Here is a 13,408-nt window from a genome sequence, read left to right as displayed (position 1 = left end):
GCTCTTGGAGTTACTCATGGATTACAAAGCCCGCGTCCTCGCTGTATTGGTCGCCGCCACCGCCACCTCCGCCGCCATGGCGTCGGACGGCACCATCAATTTCAACGGCGAACTGAAAGCCGAAACTTGCCAAGTCGCAGTCAATGGCGCGGCAGGCTCAGCAGGTAGCACCGTCACGCTGCCGACGATTTCGACCGCTTCGCTGGCTGCACAGGGCCAAGTGGCGGGCCAGACCGGGTTCAGCATTCAACTGAGCAAGTGCTCTGCGGCGCTTAAAACCGCTTCTGCGTTCTTTGAAGCAGGTGGCTCGGTGGACCCGGCCAGCGGCAACTTGAAGAACTTGAGCGGCACCGCCACCAAGGCGCAACTGCAATTGGTTGACGCCTCAAATGGTAAAGCCATCAAAGCCGGTGACACCGGGCAAGTGGCGTCTACCAGCCGTATCAGCATCGATACAACAACACTGAGTGCCGACCTGCCTTACGCCGTTCAGTACTACGCCCAGGCCGCAACTACGCCGGGCACCGTTATCAGTAACGTGACGTACTCCATTAATTATCAGTAAGTCGCTCGCCAATGAACACACGCCCTGTGTGGTCGATAAAAGGGCGTGTTTTCTGGCGGCGATGGGACACTGTCATGCCTTGCAAACTTCCACTTAAACAGTTGCTGCTGGCAAGCCTTCTGGCCCTGGCAAGCGCCCAAGCCATTGCGGGCGTGGTGATTACCGGCACGCGGGTGATCTACCCGGCTGGCCAGAAGGAAGTCACCGTCAAACTCAATAACAACGGCACGCAGCCTGCGCTGATGCAAGCCTGGATCGATACTGGCAGTGTCGAGTCCACGCCCACCAGTTCCAAGGCGCCGTTTCTGCTTTCGCCGCCGGTGGCACGTATCGACCCGGCCAAAGGCCAAAGCCTGCGGGTATTGTTCACGGGGGCGGCGTTGGCCTCGGACAAGGAGTCGGTGTTCTGGCTGAACGTACTGGAAATTCCGCCCAAGCCCGAGGCGGGTGAGGACCTTAACACCCTGCAAATGGCATTTCGCTCGCGAATCAAGCTGTTCTATCGCCCCACCGAGTTACCCGGAACAGCCACTGAAGCGATTGAACAGGTGCAATGGCAAGTGGTTTCCAGCCGTGATGGCTTGGGCCTGGCCTTGCAGGCGTTCAACCCGTCGGCCTTTTACGTGTCGCTGGTTGAACTGGAACTGGTGTCGGGCTCAGTACGTGCTCGCAGTGAGGACGGCATGGTCGCTCCGGGTGAAACCCGGCAGTTCCCGCTGCCGACTCTCAAGACTCGGCCTGCCGCCGATGCCCAAGTGGAGTTCAACGCCATCAACGATTACGGCGCGCTGATCCCGACTCGGAAAGCACTCAAGCCTTGATCAACTCCTGACGTCTTTACACGCGAGTTAATTATGCAAACCTCTTCCAGCTCCAGGCTTGCCCTGCGGGCGCAGCCTCGCTTTGCCTTGAATCCGCTTACAGCCTTGGTGCTCAAGGTGCTGGCCATCGCGCCTGGTGCATGGGGAATACAGGGCGCATTGGCGCAAGAGGTGCAGTTCAACGACGCATTCCTGCCTGAGGACTCGCGTAACCTCGACCTGGGTAAATACCAGACCGGCAACCCGGTGACGCCGGGGCAATACCGCGCCGATGTGTTGCTCAACGGCCAGTTGAACAGCCGCCAGGACATTCGCATTGAGGCCCAGCCCGACGGCAGCAAACCGGTGGTGTGCATGGACCATGGCTTGCTTGAACGTCAGGGCGTGGACATGTCCAAGCTGTCCGAACCGCTGGACACCACAGGCTGCGTGTCTTTGGGCAGTTTGATCCAAGGTGCCAGTGCGAGTTTTTCACCGGAGAACCAGGCGCTCGACCTCAGCATTCCTCAGGCCGCCTTGAAGCGTAATTCCCGGGGTTACGTCAGCCCTGAGTTATGGGACCGCGGTGTGACCGCCGGCATGCTCAGTTATACCTTCAACGCCAACCGTAATCGCACCCGCACGGGCGACTATGACTCGGCGTTCATGGGCCTTAATGCGGGCCTTAATCTGGGTGACTGGCGCCTGCGCCACAACGCGTCGATGAGCTGGCAGTCGCGTCAGGGCAACAAGTACCAGGCTCTGGACACTTACGCTCAACGTGATGTGACGGCGCTGAAAAGTCAGTTGACGGTGGGGGAGTCCAACACCAGCGGCGAGATCTTCGACACCTTGTCCTTTCGCGGCGTGCAGTTGGCCAGCGATGACCGCATGCTGCCTGATTCCATGCGCGGTTATGCCCCGGTCATCCGTGGCATTGCCCGCACCAACGCCCGCGTGACCATTCGCCAGGCCGGCAATGTCCTGTTGGAGACTACCGTAGCGCCGGGTGCTTTCGTGATCGATGACCTGTACTCCACCGGCTACGGCGGTGACCTTAACGTGAGCGTTGCCGAGGCAGACGGCACCGAACAGAACTTTATCGTGCCCTATGCCTCGGTCAGCCAGTTGTTGCGCCCCGGTACCTCGCGATTCAGCTTCACCGCCGGTGAAACCCGCAACAACTTTGTCGACCAACAGGCACGCGTGCTGCAAGGCACGCTGCAGTACGGCCTGAACAACACGTTCACAGGCTTCGGTGGCCTGCAGTCGAGCGACCACTACACGGCGCTGCTCACGGGCCTGGCGTTTGGCACGCCCATCGGCGCCATGGCGGTGGACGTGACTCACGCACAGACCGAGCTGGCTGCCGGGACGGCCAAAGGGCAGAGCATGCGCTTGTCCTATAGCAAGAATGTACTCAGTACCGGCAGCAACTTCTCGGTGGCGGCTTACCGTTTTTCTACCGGTGACTACCTGGATTTCAGCAATGCCGTGCAACTGGTGGATGCCGAGAAAAATGGTTGGGACACCCGTATGTTCGGACGTCCGCGCAGCCGCCTGTCCATCACCGCAGACCAGACGCTGGGGCCTTGGGGCCAAGTGACTCTTAGCGGCTATGCGCAGAATTACTGGAACCAGCCGGGCAGTGATGTGCAGTACCAGTTCAGCTACAGCAAGCAATTCAATCGCGTGAGTTTCAGCGTGAACGCCAATCGCAGCCGCATGGGCCTGGGCGATATGGAGAACAGCTTCCTGCTGACCATGAGCATGCCCCTGGAGTTTGGTGGGTCTGGTTATGGCCCACAGGTGACGGCGCAGGTTGGCCGTGACACGCGCGGCAACTACAGCGAGCAGGCCGGCATCAGCGGCACCGCGGGCGACGATCGCCAGTACGGCTACGGCGCAACCTTCGGGCATGACGGTGGCAGCAATAGCAAAAGTGTAGCGCTCAACGGGCAGTACACCGGTGCCAGGGCGATGCTCAGTGCCGCACTGGGGCGTGGCGACGGCTACACCAGTGCTTCCGTGGGGGCCAGCGGCACGCTGGTGGCCCATGCCGACGGTATGACCATGACGCCTTATCGCGGCGAGACCATGGCGGTGATCAGCGCGCAGGGTGCGCAGGGTGCCAAGGTGTCGGGCTATCCAGGTCTGAGGCTTGATGCAAGCGGTAACGCCGTGGTGCCGTATTTGCGCCCCTATGAATTGAACGAGGTCGCCATCGACCCGATCGGCAGTTCCCTGGACGTTGAGTTCAACGAAACCAGCCAGCAGGTCGCGCCGCGTGCCGGCGCCGTAGTGCACCTCAAATACACCACCAACCAGGGGCGGGCAGTACTGCTCAACGTGCGCCTGGACAATGGCAACAGCTTGCCATTTGGGGCCGGCGTAACGGATGGCGAAGGCGCCACGGTGGGCGTGGTCGGGCAGGGCGGTCAGCTCTACGCACGCATCAAGCCTGATACCCGGCAGTTGCTGATCAATTGGGGCAGCAAAGCGCACCAGCAGTGTGCGTTGGTCATTCCACCGGGCCCGGGCGAGGGCCAGCAGTTGCAGCAGCTGGACGCCGTGTGTGCGGCAGGCAAACAGGTCGCTGACCGCGTGCGGCCCAACACTATGCAAAAGGTACCGTTATGAACATCAGGGCTTTGATCAACTCGGGATTGGCAGTCATCGCACTGTGGGTAGCGGCCGACACGGCCATGGCGGTCACGTGCACCTACATGAATGGCATCCAGCCAGCGAATGGCTCCATGCCGTTGCAAATATCGTCGATCACCGTCGGGCGAGATGTGCCGGTAGGCGCCGAAGTTTATCGACAGAAGTTCAGCATGGCAGCGGGCCAGGCGGTAAAGCTGGAGTGCCTGTATGCTCCGTATGAACAGTCGACTGAGATTACGGTTGATTCGGGCTATGGCCTGGCCAACGTCACCAGCGGGGTGTATGCCAATAAAGTCTACAGAACCAGCATTCAAGGACTAGGGGTCGCCTTCACTAGCACGGGCGGCCCTCTGCCACGAGCAACGAGCAAAATTTGGACCTCGTGTACGCCGGGCTGGCGGTGCCTGGTCCCGTTTGACGGACCTTCCAATTTTGAATTGGTATTAATCAAACTGGGCGATGTGGAACCGGGCGTGTTGGTGGGCAATACGTTGCCGACCGTGAGCCTATTTGGCAGTTTTGGCGACGCCAGAATGCTGGGCTTCAAAATGGGTATCTCTGGCACTATCCAGATTGTCTCGCGCACCTGCAGCACGCCGGATGTGAACGTCCCTATGGGTACACATCAGACCAAGACATTTACGGGAGTCAACACTGCCAGCGCCTGGGTCGATTTTGCCATTCGATTAAATGATTGCCCGGCGTTTACGGGGACCTTCAGGACAACAGGTCCCGGTTGGATTTCCCAGAGCGGCAATTCACCCTCCGGCAGTAGCACGCCTGGCACCGTGGTCAATAACACCCTGCAATATCGCGTCGACCCGGCACGGGCAGCGATCAACGGCGGCAATGGCGTGCTGAGCCTCGACCCTACAACGGGCGGCAGTGCACCTGCCGCCACAGGCGTAGGTGTGCAGGTCGCAACCCCTAACGGAATCGGCTTGCCTTTAGCGACGAATCAAAACAGTGGCCTGGCCCTGCGAGCGACCGAGGGCAGCTATTCAATCCCGTTGCGCGCACGTTATCTGCAAACCCAGTCCAAGGTCACACCGGGGCCGGCCAACGCGTCGGCAACGTTTACGATTATTTATCAGTGATGGAGTACGTAAGACTAATCGCGAGGATGCGAAAGATGCCAAATAAAGCACTCAGGATTCTGATCGCAGATGACCAGCATTTCTCCCGGTTGAGGATCGAGCGTGCCCTGAACCATCTGGGTTACTACCGGATTGCGCCGATGCACCGGCTGGAGGAGGTATTAAGCGCGCTGGAGTATGACTGCGAACCCTTGGACCTGCTGATCATCAACGCTTCACTGGTGAAAGGCGTGAAATTTGATCTGTTTTCGTTCTGCATGGACAACCCGTACGTGCGTTGCGCAATGATCTACGATGAAAGGCAATCGGGTATCCCGGCGTTTCTGGTGTGCCGTCAGGACAAGGTATTGATCAGTGCATTGCCGTTGCCGGACCTCGACACGCTCACCCAGCTCATGGCCAGGGTTGATCCCAGCCTTGTGGCCACTGCACGCAACAGAGAAGTGGGGGTGTAGCTTCACGGTGGCTCACCGGTTGTTGCGAATGCAATCGCCCATGCGCGATGATCTGGCACTGTCAGCGCCTGGAGTACAGTAATGCAATCGCTACCCATCCCGCCCTCCATCAAGGGCGCGTTACTTGAGCTGCGCCCGCTGGAAGCCGGGGATTTTGAGGCCCTGTATGGCGTCGCCTGCGACCCGTTGATCTGGGCCCAGCACCCCAGCCCCACGCGCTACCAGGAACCGGTGTTTCGCGAATGGTTCGAGCAGGCGCTGGCATCCCCCAGCGTACTGGTGGTGATCGACCTTGAGAGCAACAGGGTGGTGGGCAGCTCTCGTTACTACGACTTCAGTGAGCCGCAACGTGAGGTGGCCATCGGTTACACGTTTCTGGCCCGTGAAAAATGGGGCGGCGGGGCCAATGGCGAGCTTAAGCAACTGATGCTCAAGCACGCCTTTCAGTGGGTCGATACCGTATGGTTCCACGTCGGCGCCGACAACATTCGCTCGCAACGGGCAATGGAGAAAATCGGCGGGCAGCTTTCGCATACTTCGGTAAAAACGTTCGCTGGGCGTTCGCAAGAGAATCGTTTTTATAAAGTTGAGCGTGCTGCATTTGAGCGCTCCGTAATGGGCGAGCGCTACTGATTTCGGCAATTCGATCTATATTCAAAAGGGCAGTCCCTTCTGGAGTGAATGATCATGTTCAAATCTCGCTCGTTGGCAGTCGTCATCACTTGCATTGCTCTGGTCGCGGGCTCGGCGACGGCGTTGGCTGATCCTGGTAACGGGAAGGGGCAAGGCCATGGCAACGGCAACGGCAACGGCCAAGGGGGGCAGGGCAAGAAGGGCAAAGGCGGCGATTCGCACTATGGTCCAAGCGTTGATCGAGGCAGCGTGCTGGGCGTGCTCGGTGGCTACCGTGATTATTGGCGGCCTGGCCCATCACTGCCACCTGGCATACAGAAGAACCTCGCTCGAGGAAAGCCGCTGCCTCCAGGGATTGCAAAAAAACTGGACGGCCGATTACTCGGCAGGCTGCCTCATTACGACGGCTACGAATGGCAGCAGGCAGGCACGGATTTGATCCTCGTGGCTATTGCTTCCGGGATCATCTACGAAGTGCTTAACGGCGCTTTTGACTAGTGCGCTGAAAGCCTGGCGCACGATAAACGTATCGTTCGCCGTCCTCTATGCAACTAGCCTAAATGGCAGGGCCCTTCAGCTCGATCCGGTTGTCATCCGGATCGTTGAAATAAATCGACCAGCCAGTCCCGTCTGCGCCATAGCGCTGCTGCGCCTTCTCAGCAAACACACCCGCCTCAGCCAAGTGGCTGAGAATGGCGGACTCATCAAAAGGCTCAACCCTGAGACAAACGTGATCGACGTTATGCCTCTGCTTGCCCGCCGGCTCCCCACCCTCACGACCAATCGACCCGTTCACATCGACCAGGTCAATCAGGGACGTCCCGGCGCTCAGGTGGATCATGCCAAGGTCGTCACGGCGCTTTTTGACCTCACAGCCCAGTACCGAGGTGTAAAACGCCAGGCTGCGGGTGATGTCTTTCACGCGTAAAACAACATGATCTATATGTTGGATTGAAAAGGTGCGCATTGCGATCATTCCTGTTTGATCATTGGGTTTGGTGTCGCCAAAGTCTTCAACTTAGCTGATTCTGGAAAACGAGTGCTGCATTTAACCCGTGGCATCGGCCCAGGACGGTCAGCCAACTGGCTGGGTGCAATGCCGGGTTCACTGCGTAGATCACTGATCTGACAAGCTTTTTCAGCTTGGAATGAGCACCATAAAGGTACGCTTCGACCTTGCGTCCAAGCGCCAGGGTCTATATATTCCCAACCCTGCAACACCGCGCTACCGCCCGAATGGCGAAACTGGTAGACGCATGGGACTTAAAATCCCCCGCTCGTAAGGGCGTCCCGGTTCGATTCCGGGTTCGGGCACCATAGATATCAAGGGCTTGCATGATTTTTCATGCGAGCCCTTTTTCGTTTGTGCTCCCCAAAATTTTAAAACTCCATCGCTCGTTTTGTCGGTATGACCTGTTTGCCGATCCTTTTGCGTGTGTAGCCATCCTGACATTTCCCTGATCCTTCGCGGCCTTTGCTTTAACTCAGAGCAAAGCGGCAACGCGTTGATTCTTTGTTCGGTTTTTGTAACAGATTGTTTGCGGCGCGCGCAGAAACCTATAAAGTTAACCTTTCGGTCAGCTTTGCACTGTCAATTCCAGCCTTTGGCTTCCAGCGAAAGCGCTCCTGCAAGGATCGATTCCCCAGAACATAACTAAAAGGGCGGACCCATAACCGCCCAGAGGATGATCCATGTCCAACCGTGATATCTCCCGGCGCTCGTTCCTTCAGGGCGGGCTGGTGGCGGGTGTGAGCGTGACGCTTACACCGCTCAGCACCCAGGCGCTGGCGGCCTTGATGGAAAACAGCGTGACCCTGCCGTCCGAGCAATGGCTCGGCAACAACGGCAAGGCGCGCTCGCGTAACGACGCCTTGTCCAAGGTCTGCGGGAGCAAGGTCTTTGCCCGCGACATCCGCGCCAAGGACATGCCAGGCTGGCCGCAGCAGCAGGGCCACGCCATGTTGCTGAAGACAACCAAGGCCGATCGCATCTACGCCGGCTACGATCTGTCGTGGCTTGGCGCCGAGTTGCAGCCTGACCGCATCGTCACCGCCGCCGACCTGGACAAGGACGGCATCGTCTTCCCGGAAGAGCACGCGCCAGATCCGCTGCTGCCGGAAGGCAAGGTGCCGATGTTCATCGGTCACCCTGTGGCGATCCTGATCTGGAACGACTTCGAGCGTTTCCGTCAGGCCAAGGCCAAACTCAAATTCAATGACAAAGCCATCCGTTACGGTGCCCAGGTGCCGTATTACGAGCGTGATCCTTACGGCAGCTTCCGCTACGTGCGCGTCGGCGGTGCGACCTCGGCGGACGCGGATGAATTCGCCAGCCTCAAGGATTCGATCCTGTTCCCGATGCTGAAAAACCGTCGCCCGGTGTGGAATTCCCAGCCGAACCTGCACGGCAACCTGACCGAGCGCGGGCTGTTTTACGCCGACCGGATGCAGCAGCAGATCGATTCGCCGCCCGATAACTGGCTGGTGTTCGACGAGCGCTACAAAACCCCGTCGATTGAACCGGCGGCGATGGAGCCGGACAACGGAAACGGCTGGTACGATCCGGCCACCAAGACGTTGCACTTTGTCGTCGCGACCCAGTGCCCGCTGGAAGCCGCCACCGAAACCGCGAAGATGATCGCGCAATCGCGCTTCGGCCTGGCGAATCTGAACATGCACCCGGGCTACACCGTCGGTTACGGTTCCAAGGACCACAACATTTTTGTCTACTACGCAGCCCTCGCAGCGCTGTACGGCGCCGGTGTGCCGGTGCGCCTGGCCAACGACCGCTATGAGCAGTTCCAGAGTGGCATCAAGCGTCACCCGTTCGACATCCGCTACCAATTGGCGGTGGACAAAAACGATCACAGTTTCCAGATTTTCCGCGCCGAGATGAACGTCGACGGCGGCGGGCGGATCAACTACAGCCCTTCGGTGGCAGCGGTTGGCGCCACGGCAGCGCAGTCGATCTACTACATGCCGCAGAACGATTTGCAGGTCACGGCCTACCATTCCCGCGCGGTTGAAGCGGGTTCGATGCGCGGTTACGGCACCCTGCAAAGCATGGCCTCGACCGAGATGATGGTCGACGAAATCGCCGGGCGTCTGGGCATCGATGCCATCGACCTGCGCAAGAAAAACGCCCTGCTGTCGGGCATGAAAAACACCCAGGGCGCGGTGCCGGCCGGGGCGTTGCGCTTACACGAGATACTCGACAAAGCGGCTGCCCACGACGTCTGGAAAAACCGCGACCAGATCAAAAAGACCCGCGAAGCCGCTGACCCGGATAACTGGTATGGCGTGGGTTTTGCCATCTGCCAGAAAGACTTCGGCACCGGTTCCGAGGCGCCGATGGCCAGCATCGAATTCACCGCCGAAGGCCACGTGACGTTGCGCCATATCGGCATTGAAATCGGCACCGGCATGTCAACCTCGCAAGCCCTGGTGGTGGCGGATTTCATCGGCATTCCGGCCACGCAAGTGAAGACCGGCGAAACCGAATGGGAAGAGTTGCAACTGATCACTGGCGGCAACCCTTACGTCATGAGCCAGGCCGAGCAGGATGGTTTTCTGCGCAACCCGCGTTGGGTCGGCAAACTGGCGTCGGCCTCGTCGGCGACCAACTCGGCGTATTACTTCAGCCACGCCACCCGTGAAGCCTCCCGGGTGCTGTTCAACCACGGCTTGTGGCCGGCGGCGTTGCAGATCTGGGGCCAAGGCCCTTACGGCGGCCAGGCCAACCCGTATGTGGTGCGCCGCGAAGACGCGCATTGGGTCGACGGCAAACTCACCGCCAACGGCATGCAGCCGCTGAGCTTTGAGCAATTGGCCAAACACGCCCACGAAAAAGGCCTGGTGACCGGCGCTACCGTGCACGGCTTCAACCGTTGGAGCTGGGCCGAAGCCGATTACAGCATCGACGGCGTGCGTGAACGCCTGCCGCTCGACGGCCTGGCCGTGAAGTACGGCGACGGCGCGCCAAACGCGAAGAAAGCCCAGATGACCAGCAACGGTTTCCACCTGCTGGATCGCCAGAACGTCCACTACCCGGACACCCAGTTGAACAACGCGGCGGTGACTTACTACAGCCCGGTCGCGACGCTGGTGGAATTGAAAGTGAACAAGGGCTCCGCTGAAGTGCAAGTGCTCAACCATCACTCGTGGGTCGAGTGCGGCCGGGTGCTGGTGGAAGAACTGGTCAAGGGCCAGCTCGAAGGCGGGATCGCCATGGGCATAGGCCATGCGTTGATGGAAGAGATGCCGCTGTACGAAGGCGGGCCGGGGGAGGGGGACTGGAATTTCAACCGTTACCGTTTGCCGATGGCCCGGCACGTTGCGGTGTGGAACCAGACGGCCGAGATCCTGCCGCCGCTGTCGCCGAGCGACCCGTCCAAGGGCATCGCCGAAGTGGTGATGATCCCGATCGTCGGCGCCATCGGTAACGCCGTGGCCCACGCCATCGGCAAACGTGTCCGCGACCTGCCAATCACTTCTGCGCGCATCAAGGAGGCCCTCAATGGCTAACCGTCCGTTTCAACTGACCCTCAACGGTCAATCCGTCGGCCCGGTGGACATCCCTGATGACCTGCCGATGATCGACTACCTGCACGAATACAAAAACCTCACTGGCTCGCGGCTCGGCTGCGGCCAGGGCATTTGCCACGCCTGCGTGGTGATCGTCGACAACCCGGACGGCACCAGCGAAGAAGTGCGCACCTGTATCACGGGGGCACACTATTTTGCAGGCAAAAAAGTCCGCACCATCGAAGGCCACGCAACCCGCGACGAGCAGGGCAAAGTCACTGAGCTGAACCCGATCCAGCAGCGCTTCGTCGATGAGTTCGCCTTCCAGTGCAGCTACTGCGCGCCGGGTTTCGTCAATGCCGCGACCGTGCTGGTGGAGAAGCTGCAGCGTCAGCCGATCGTCAAAAGCCAGCTGGAAAAAGTCATCGAGGACAGCCTCGGCCACCACATCTGCCGCTGCACCGGCTACGTGCGTTACTACAACGCGACCCGCAGCGTGCTGACCGATCTCGGCCTGGTCAAGGAGGGTTAAGCATGAAGCCACTACTTTCCCGCCTTGCGCTGGCGGTTGGCCTGGCTACGCCGGTGTTGCTGGCGCACGCGGACGATCAAGTCAAACGCGGCGAATACCTCGCCCGCGCCGCTGACTGCATGGCCTGCCACACCGCACCGGGTGGCGCGCCGTTTGCGGGCGGTCTGCCGATCGTTTCGCCGTTCGGCACGATCTATGGCACCAATATCACCCCGAGCAAAGAGCACGGCATTGGCCTGTACACCGATGACGAATTCTTCGCCGCGCTCACCGAAGGCAAGCGCCGGGATGGCGCGAATCTGTACCCGGCGATGCCTTACACCTCCTACCACCTGATGCCCCGTGCAGATTCGGACGCGATCCATGCGTACCTGAAAACCATCGAGCCCATCGAGCGTGCGGCGCCGGTTACCCGCCTCAGCTTTCCGTTCAACGTGCGTCTGGGTCTGATGGGCTGGAACATGCTCTACGGCAAGGATGTGAAACTTGCGCCGACCGAGGGCAAAAGTGAAGCATTCAAGCGTGGCCAATACATGGTCGAGGTGCTCGGCCACTGCGGCGAATGCCACACGCCACGCGGCTTGCCCGGCGCAATGCAGCAGGATAAACGCCTGACCGGCGGCGTGCTGAACGGCTATCTGGCACCCAGCCTGTTGGCCACTGACCTGGCCGCTCGCGGCTGGAATCATCAGGACCTGAGCACGTTCCTCAAGCACGGCATGAGTGCCCAGGGCACGATGTTCAACGAGATGTTCCCGGTGTTCCATAACAGCACCCAGGGCCTCAACGATCCGGACCTGGCTGCAATGGCGACCTTCCTGCTGGGCGATCAACCGCCGCAGGCCAAGGTGCTGAGCGAGACGTCGCTGGACGCCATGAGCCCAAGCGCACAACGCGGTCGTCAGGACTATCTGAACGTGTGCGCCGGCTGCCACGCGCCGAACGGCGAGGGCAAGCCGCACATCGCGGTGGCCATGCGCGGCAATACCACGCTGCGCCTGGAAGACCCGCGCAACCTGCTGCGGGTGATTGAGGACGGCATCGGCGAGCAGCAATTCACCGGGTTCGAGCGCATGCAACCGATGCCGGGCTTTGCCGACAAGCTCAATCATCAACAGCTGACCGACCTGCTCAATTATCTGCGCCAGGGTTGGGGCGGCCAGTCGGGTGAGCTGGCGGTCAGCGACGTGCAGAAGCTCGCGGCCGATGCGCCGCCCGCCGAGCACAAGGCGCACTGAACTGCCGACGCCGGGAACGACCGGCAATGCCTGTCAGTCTACCTTGATGTACTCATGGGTAAGGCGCAGCAAAATGGATAAGACAATCACGGTGGATCAACTGGCGATCACCGACCTTGGTGCAATCAACGAAATATGGCTCGGCGGAACTCATACCCAGCTATGCCTATGGCGTGGCGAACAGGTTTTCACCCACGAGATGATGAGCGAGGGCACTCACGATCAGAATGTCCGACGCCTGTGCTTGCAGTGGGTCAACGCTGACGATCAGGCTGCAGTGGCCCGGGTTGAGGTAATGGTGCGCGAACGCCTGAAAAAGATAGGGAAGGAGGGCGTGTTTTATCCCGCTGAGCAGGCGGACACTCACCTATAGGAAAAAGAGCATCGCCCAGGTGATCCTGGGATTTGAGGCACAAGAGGTTGAGTCGGTGTTGCCACAAGTGAGCAGCGCAGAGGTACGGATGCCGGTGACGAATATGCCCTGGGGCACTAAGTCTGCGCTGCTGCAGGATCCCGATGGGAACCGGGTTAATCTGTTTTCAACCCCTGAACAGCTTAGACAAATGGCTGCCCGCTGAAACCTCGTGGCAGGCGCTGCAGTCCAGGCAAGTCGGTGAGGCGTTGCGTCCAGGCACTGCGCCAGTCAACGACAGTATGGGTTTTGACCTTGCGCGCGGAGCGGCGGGCAGCGTTGCGCTGGGTGCGGCGCGCTTCTTTGTAGGCGTCGGTATTGCGGCAGGTACGGCATTTGACTCGGTTCAGCTCGGTGCTGGACGTGAGGTTGGTGCCGTGATGGCCGCAAGCCAGATGCCCGGCGACCTTGAAGTGAGTGACCATGTAAGCGTCTCCTTCTTATGGGGGTACGCGCGGCCAAAAACCAGCGGCGACGCGTGGGCAGGA

13 protein-coding genes and 1 tRNA gene are annotated in these 13,408 nt (G+C 59.9%); 12 read left to right on the top strand and 2 right to left on the bottom strand.

Going from position 1 to position 13,408, the window contains the following annotated elements:
• The first annotated feature begins 16 nt into the window (after positions 1 to 16).
• The 7 genes from PSH96_RS14895 to PSH96_RS14865 all read left to right on the top strand — a co-directional run bounded on the left by PSH96_RS14895 (position 17) and on the right by PSH96_RS14865 (position 6,712).
• The gene (locus tag PSH96_RS14895) at positions 17 to 565 is read left to right on the top strand and encodes a fimbrial protein (RefSeq protein ID WP_017138856.1); all 549 of its coding nucleotides are present in this window, start codon (positions 17 to 19) and stop codon (positions 563 to 565) included.
• Positions 566 to 639: 74 nt separating this feature from the next.
• A complete protein-coding gene (locus PSH96_RS14890; protein WP_017138855.1) occupies positions 640 to 1,386 on the top strand; it encodes a molecular chaperone in 747 nt (248 codons plus the stop codon).
• Positions 1,387 to 1,419: 33 nt separating this feature from the next.
• The gene (locus PSH96_RS14885) at positions 1,420 to 4,005 is read left to right on the top strand and encodes a fimbria/pilus outer membrane usher protein (RefSeq protein ID WP_305453606.1); all 2,586 of its coding nucleotides are present in this window, start codon (positions 1,420 to 1,422) and stop codon (positions 4,003 to 4,005) included.
• Positions 4,002 to 5,126 (top strand): fimbrial protein, encoded by a 1,125-nt coding sequence (locus tag PSH96_RS14880; protein WP_305453605.1) that lies wholly within the window; start codon positions 4,002 to 4,004, stop codon positions 5,124 to 5,126. The genes PSH96_RS14885 and PSH96_RS14880 overlap by 4 nt, the downstream gene beginning before the upstream one ends.
• Positions 5,127 to 5,161: 35 nt before the next feature.
• Positions 5,162 to 5,581, top strand: coding sequence for a response regulator (locus PSH96_RS14875; RefSeq protein WP_305453604.1), 420 nt, complete (start codon positions 5,162 to 5,164; stop codon positions 5,579 to 5,581).
• Between the two features lie 81 nt (positions 5,582 to 5,662).
• Positions 5,663 to 6,214 carry a GNAT family N-acetyltransferase gene (locus tag PSH96_RS14870; protein WP_305453603.1) on the top strand — a complete coding sequence of 184 codons (552 nt, stop codon included), beginning with the start codon at positions 5,663 to 5,665 and terminating at the stop codon, positions 6,212 to 6,214.
• A gap of 54 nt (positions 6,215 to 6,268) precedes the next feature.
• Entirely contained in the window at positions 6,269 to 6,712 is a 444-nt protein-coding gene (locus PSH96_RS14865; RefSeq protein ID WP_305453602.1) for an anti-virulence regulator CigR family protein, read from the top strand.
• Positions 6,713 to 6,770: 58 nt separating this feature from the next.
• Here PSH96_RS14865 and PSH96_RS14860 read toward each other — a convergent pair whose 3' ends face one another.
• Entirely contained in the window at positions 6,771 to 7,181 is a 411-nt protein-coding gene (locus PSH96_RS14860; RefSeq protein ID WP_058420377.1) for a VOC family protein, read from the bottom strand.
• A gap of 263 nt (positions 7,182 to 7,444) precedes the next feature.
• Between PSH96_RS14860 and PSH96_RS14855 the strand changes: the two genes are divergently transcribed.
• The 5 genes from PSH96_RS14855 to PSH96_RS14835 all read left to right on the top strand — a co-directional run bounded on the left by PSH96_RS14855 (position 7,445) and on the right by PSH96_RS14835 (position 12,881).
• Positions 7,445 to 7,531 (top strand) — tRNA-Leu (locus tag PSH96_RS14855).
• A 375-nt stretch (positions 7,532 to 7,906) separates the two neighbouring features.
• Positions 7,907 to 10,738, top strand: a complete 2,832-nt coding sequence (locus PSH96_RS14850) for a xanthine dehydrogenase family protein molybdopterin-binding subunit (protein WP_305453601.1) — start codon at positions 7,907 to 7,909, stop codon at positions 10,736 to 10,738.
• Positions 10,731 to 11,270: a (2Fe-2S)-binding protein gene (locus PSH96_RS14845; RefSeq protein ID WP_305453600.1), complete on the top strand. Its 540-nt coding sequence runs from the start codon at positions 10,731 to 10,733 to the stop codon at positions 11,268 to 11,270. Before PSH96_RS14850 ends, PSH96_RS14845 begins: the two co-directional genes overlap by 8 nt.
• A gap of 2 nt (positions 11,271 to 11,272) precedes the next feature.
• Positions 11,273 to 12,508, top strand: coding sequence for a cytochrome c (locus PSH96_RS14840; RefSeq protein WP_305453599.1), 1,236 nt, complete (start codon positions 11,273 to 11,275; stop codon positions 12,506 to 12,508).
• A 73-nt stretch (positions 12,509 to 12,581) separates the two neighbouring features.
• Positions 12,582 to 12,881 carry a hypothetical protein gene (locus PSH96_RS14835; RefSeq protein WP_305453598.1) on the top strand — a complete coding sequence of 100 codons (300 nt, stop codon included), beginning with the start codon at positions 12,582 to 12,584 and terminating at the stop codon, positions 12,879 to 12,881.
• Positions 12,882 to 13,063: 182 nt separating this feature from the next.
• On the opposite strand, the gene PSH96_RS14830 is transcribed toward PSH96_RS14835, so the two are convergent.
• On the bottom strand, positions 13,064 to 13,345 hold the full coding sequence (locus PSH96_RS14830; RefSeq protein ID WP_305453597.1) for a hypothetical protein: 282 nt from the start codon (positions 13,343 to 13,345) through the stop codon (positions 13,064 to 13,066).
• Positions 13,346 to 13,408: the final 63 nt, after the last annotated feature.

It is taken from the genome of Pseudomonas sp. FP2338 (assembly GCF_030687515.1).
In the GTDB taxonomy this organism is placed as follows: domain Bacteria; phylum Pseudomonadota; class Gammaproteobacteria; order Pseudomonadales; family Pseudomonadaceae; genus Aquipseudomonas; species Aquipseudomonas salomonii.
Note: the sequence above shows the minus strand (reverse complement) of the source record. Positions and strands in the feature narration are given on the sequence as shown.

Bases quoted from the DNA above. Each gene is read 5' to 3' on its own strand.
- PSH96_RS14830 (WP_305453597.1), bottom strand. From the start codon at position 13,345: ATGGTCACTCACTTCAAGGTCGCCGGGCATCTGGCTTGCGGCCATCAC.
- PSH96_RS14860 (WP_058420377.1), bottom strand. From the start codon at position 7,181: ATGCGCACCTTTTCAATCCAACATATAGATCATGTTGTTTTACGCGTG.
- PSH96_RS14880 (WP_305453605.1), top strand. From the start codon at position 4,002: ATGAACATCAGGGCTTTGATCAACTCGGGATTGGCAGTCATCGCACTG.
- PSH96_RS14890 (WP_017138855.1), top strand. From the start codon at position 640: ATGCCTTGCAAACTTCCACTTAAACAGTTGCTGCTGGCAAGCCTTCTG.
- PSH96_RS14895 (WP_017138856.1), top strand. From the start codon at position 17: ATGGATTACAAAGCCCGCGTCCTCGCTGTATTGGTCGCCGCCACCGCC.
- PSH96_RS14850 (WP_305453601.1), top strand. From the start codon at position 7,907: ATGTCCAACCGTGATATCTCCCGGCGCTCGTTCCTTCAGGGCGGGCTG.
- PSH96_RS14865 (WP_305453602.1), top strand. From the start codon at position 6,269: ATGTTCAAATCTCGCTCGTTGGCAGTCGTCATCACTTGCATTGCTCTG.
- PSH96_RS14875 (WP_305453604.1), top strand. From the start codon at position 5,162: ATGCCAAATAAAGCACTCAGGATTCTGATCGCAGATGACCAGCATTTC.
- PSH96_RS14870 (WP_305453603.1), top strand. From the start codon at position 5,663: ATGCAATCGCTACCCATCCCGCCCTCCATCAAGGGCGCGTTACTTGAG.
- PSH96_RS14845 (WP_305453600.1), top strand. From the start codon at position 10,731: ATGGCTAACCGTCCGTTTCAACTGACCCTCAACGGTCAATCCGTCGGC.
- PSH96_RS14885 (WP_305453606.1), top strand. From the start codon at position 1,420: ATGCAAACCTCTTCCAGCTCCAGGCTTGCCCTGCGGGCGCAGCCTCGC.
- PSH96_RS14835 (WP_305453598.1), top strand. From the start codon at position 12,582: ATGGATAAGACAATCACGGTGGATCAACTGGCGATCACCGACCTTGGT.
- PSH96_RS14840 (WP_305453599.1), top strand. From the start codon at position 11,273: ATGAAGCCACTACTTTCCCGCCTTGCGCTGGCGGTTGGCCTGGCTACG.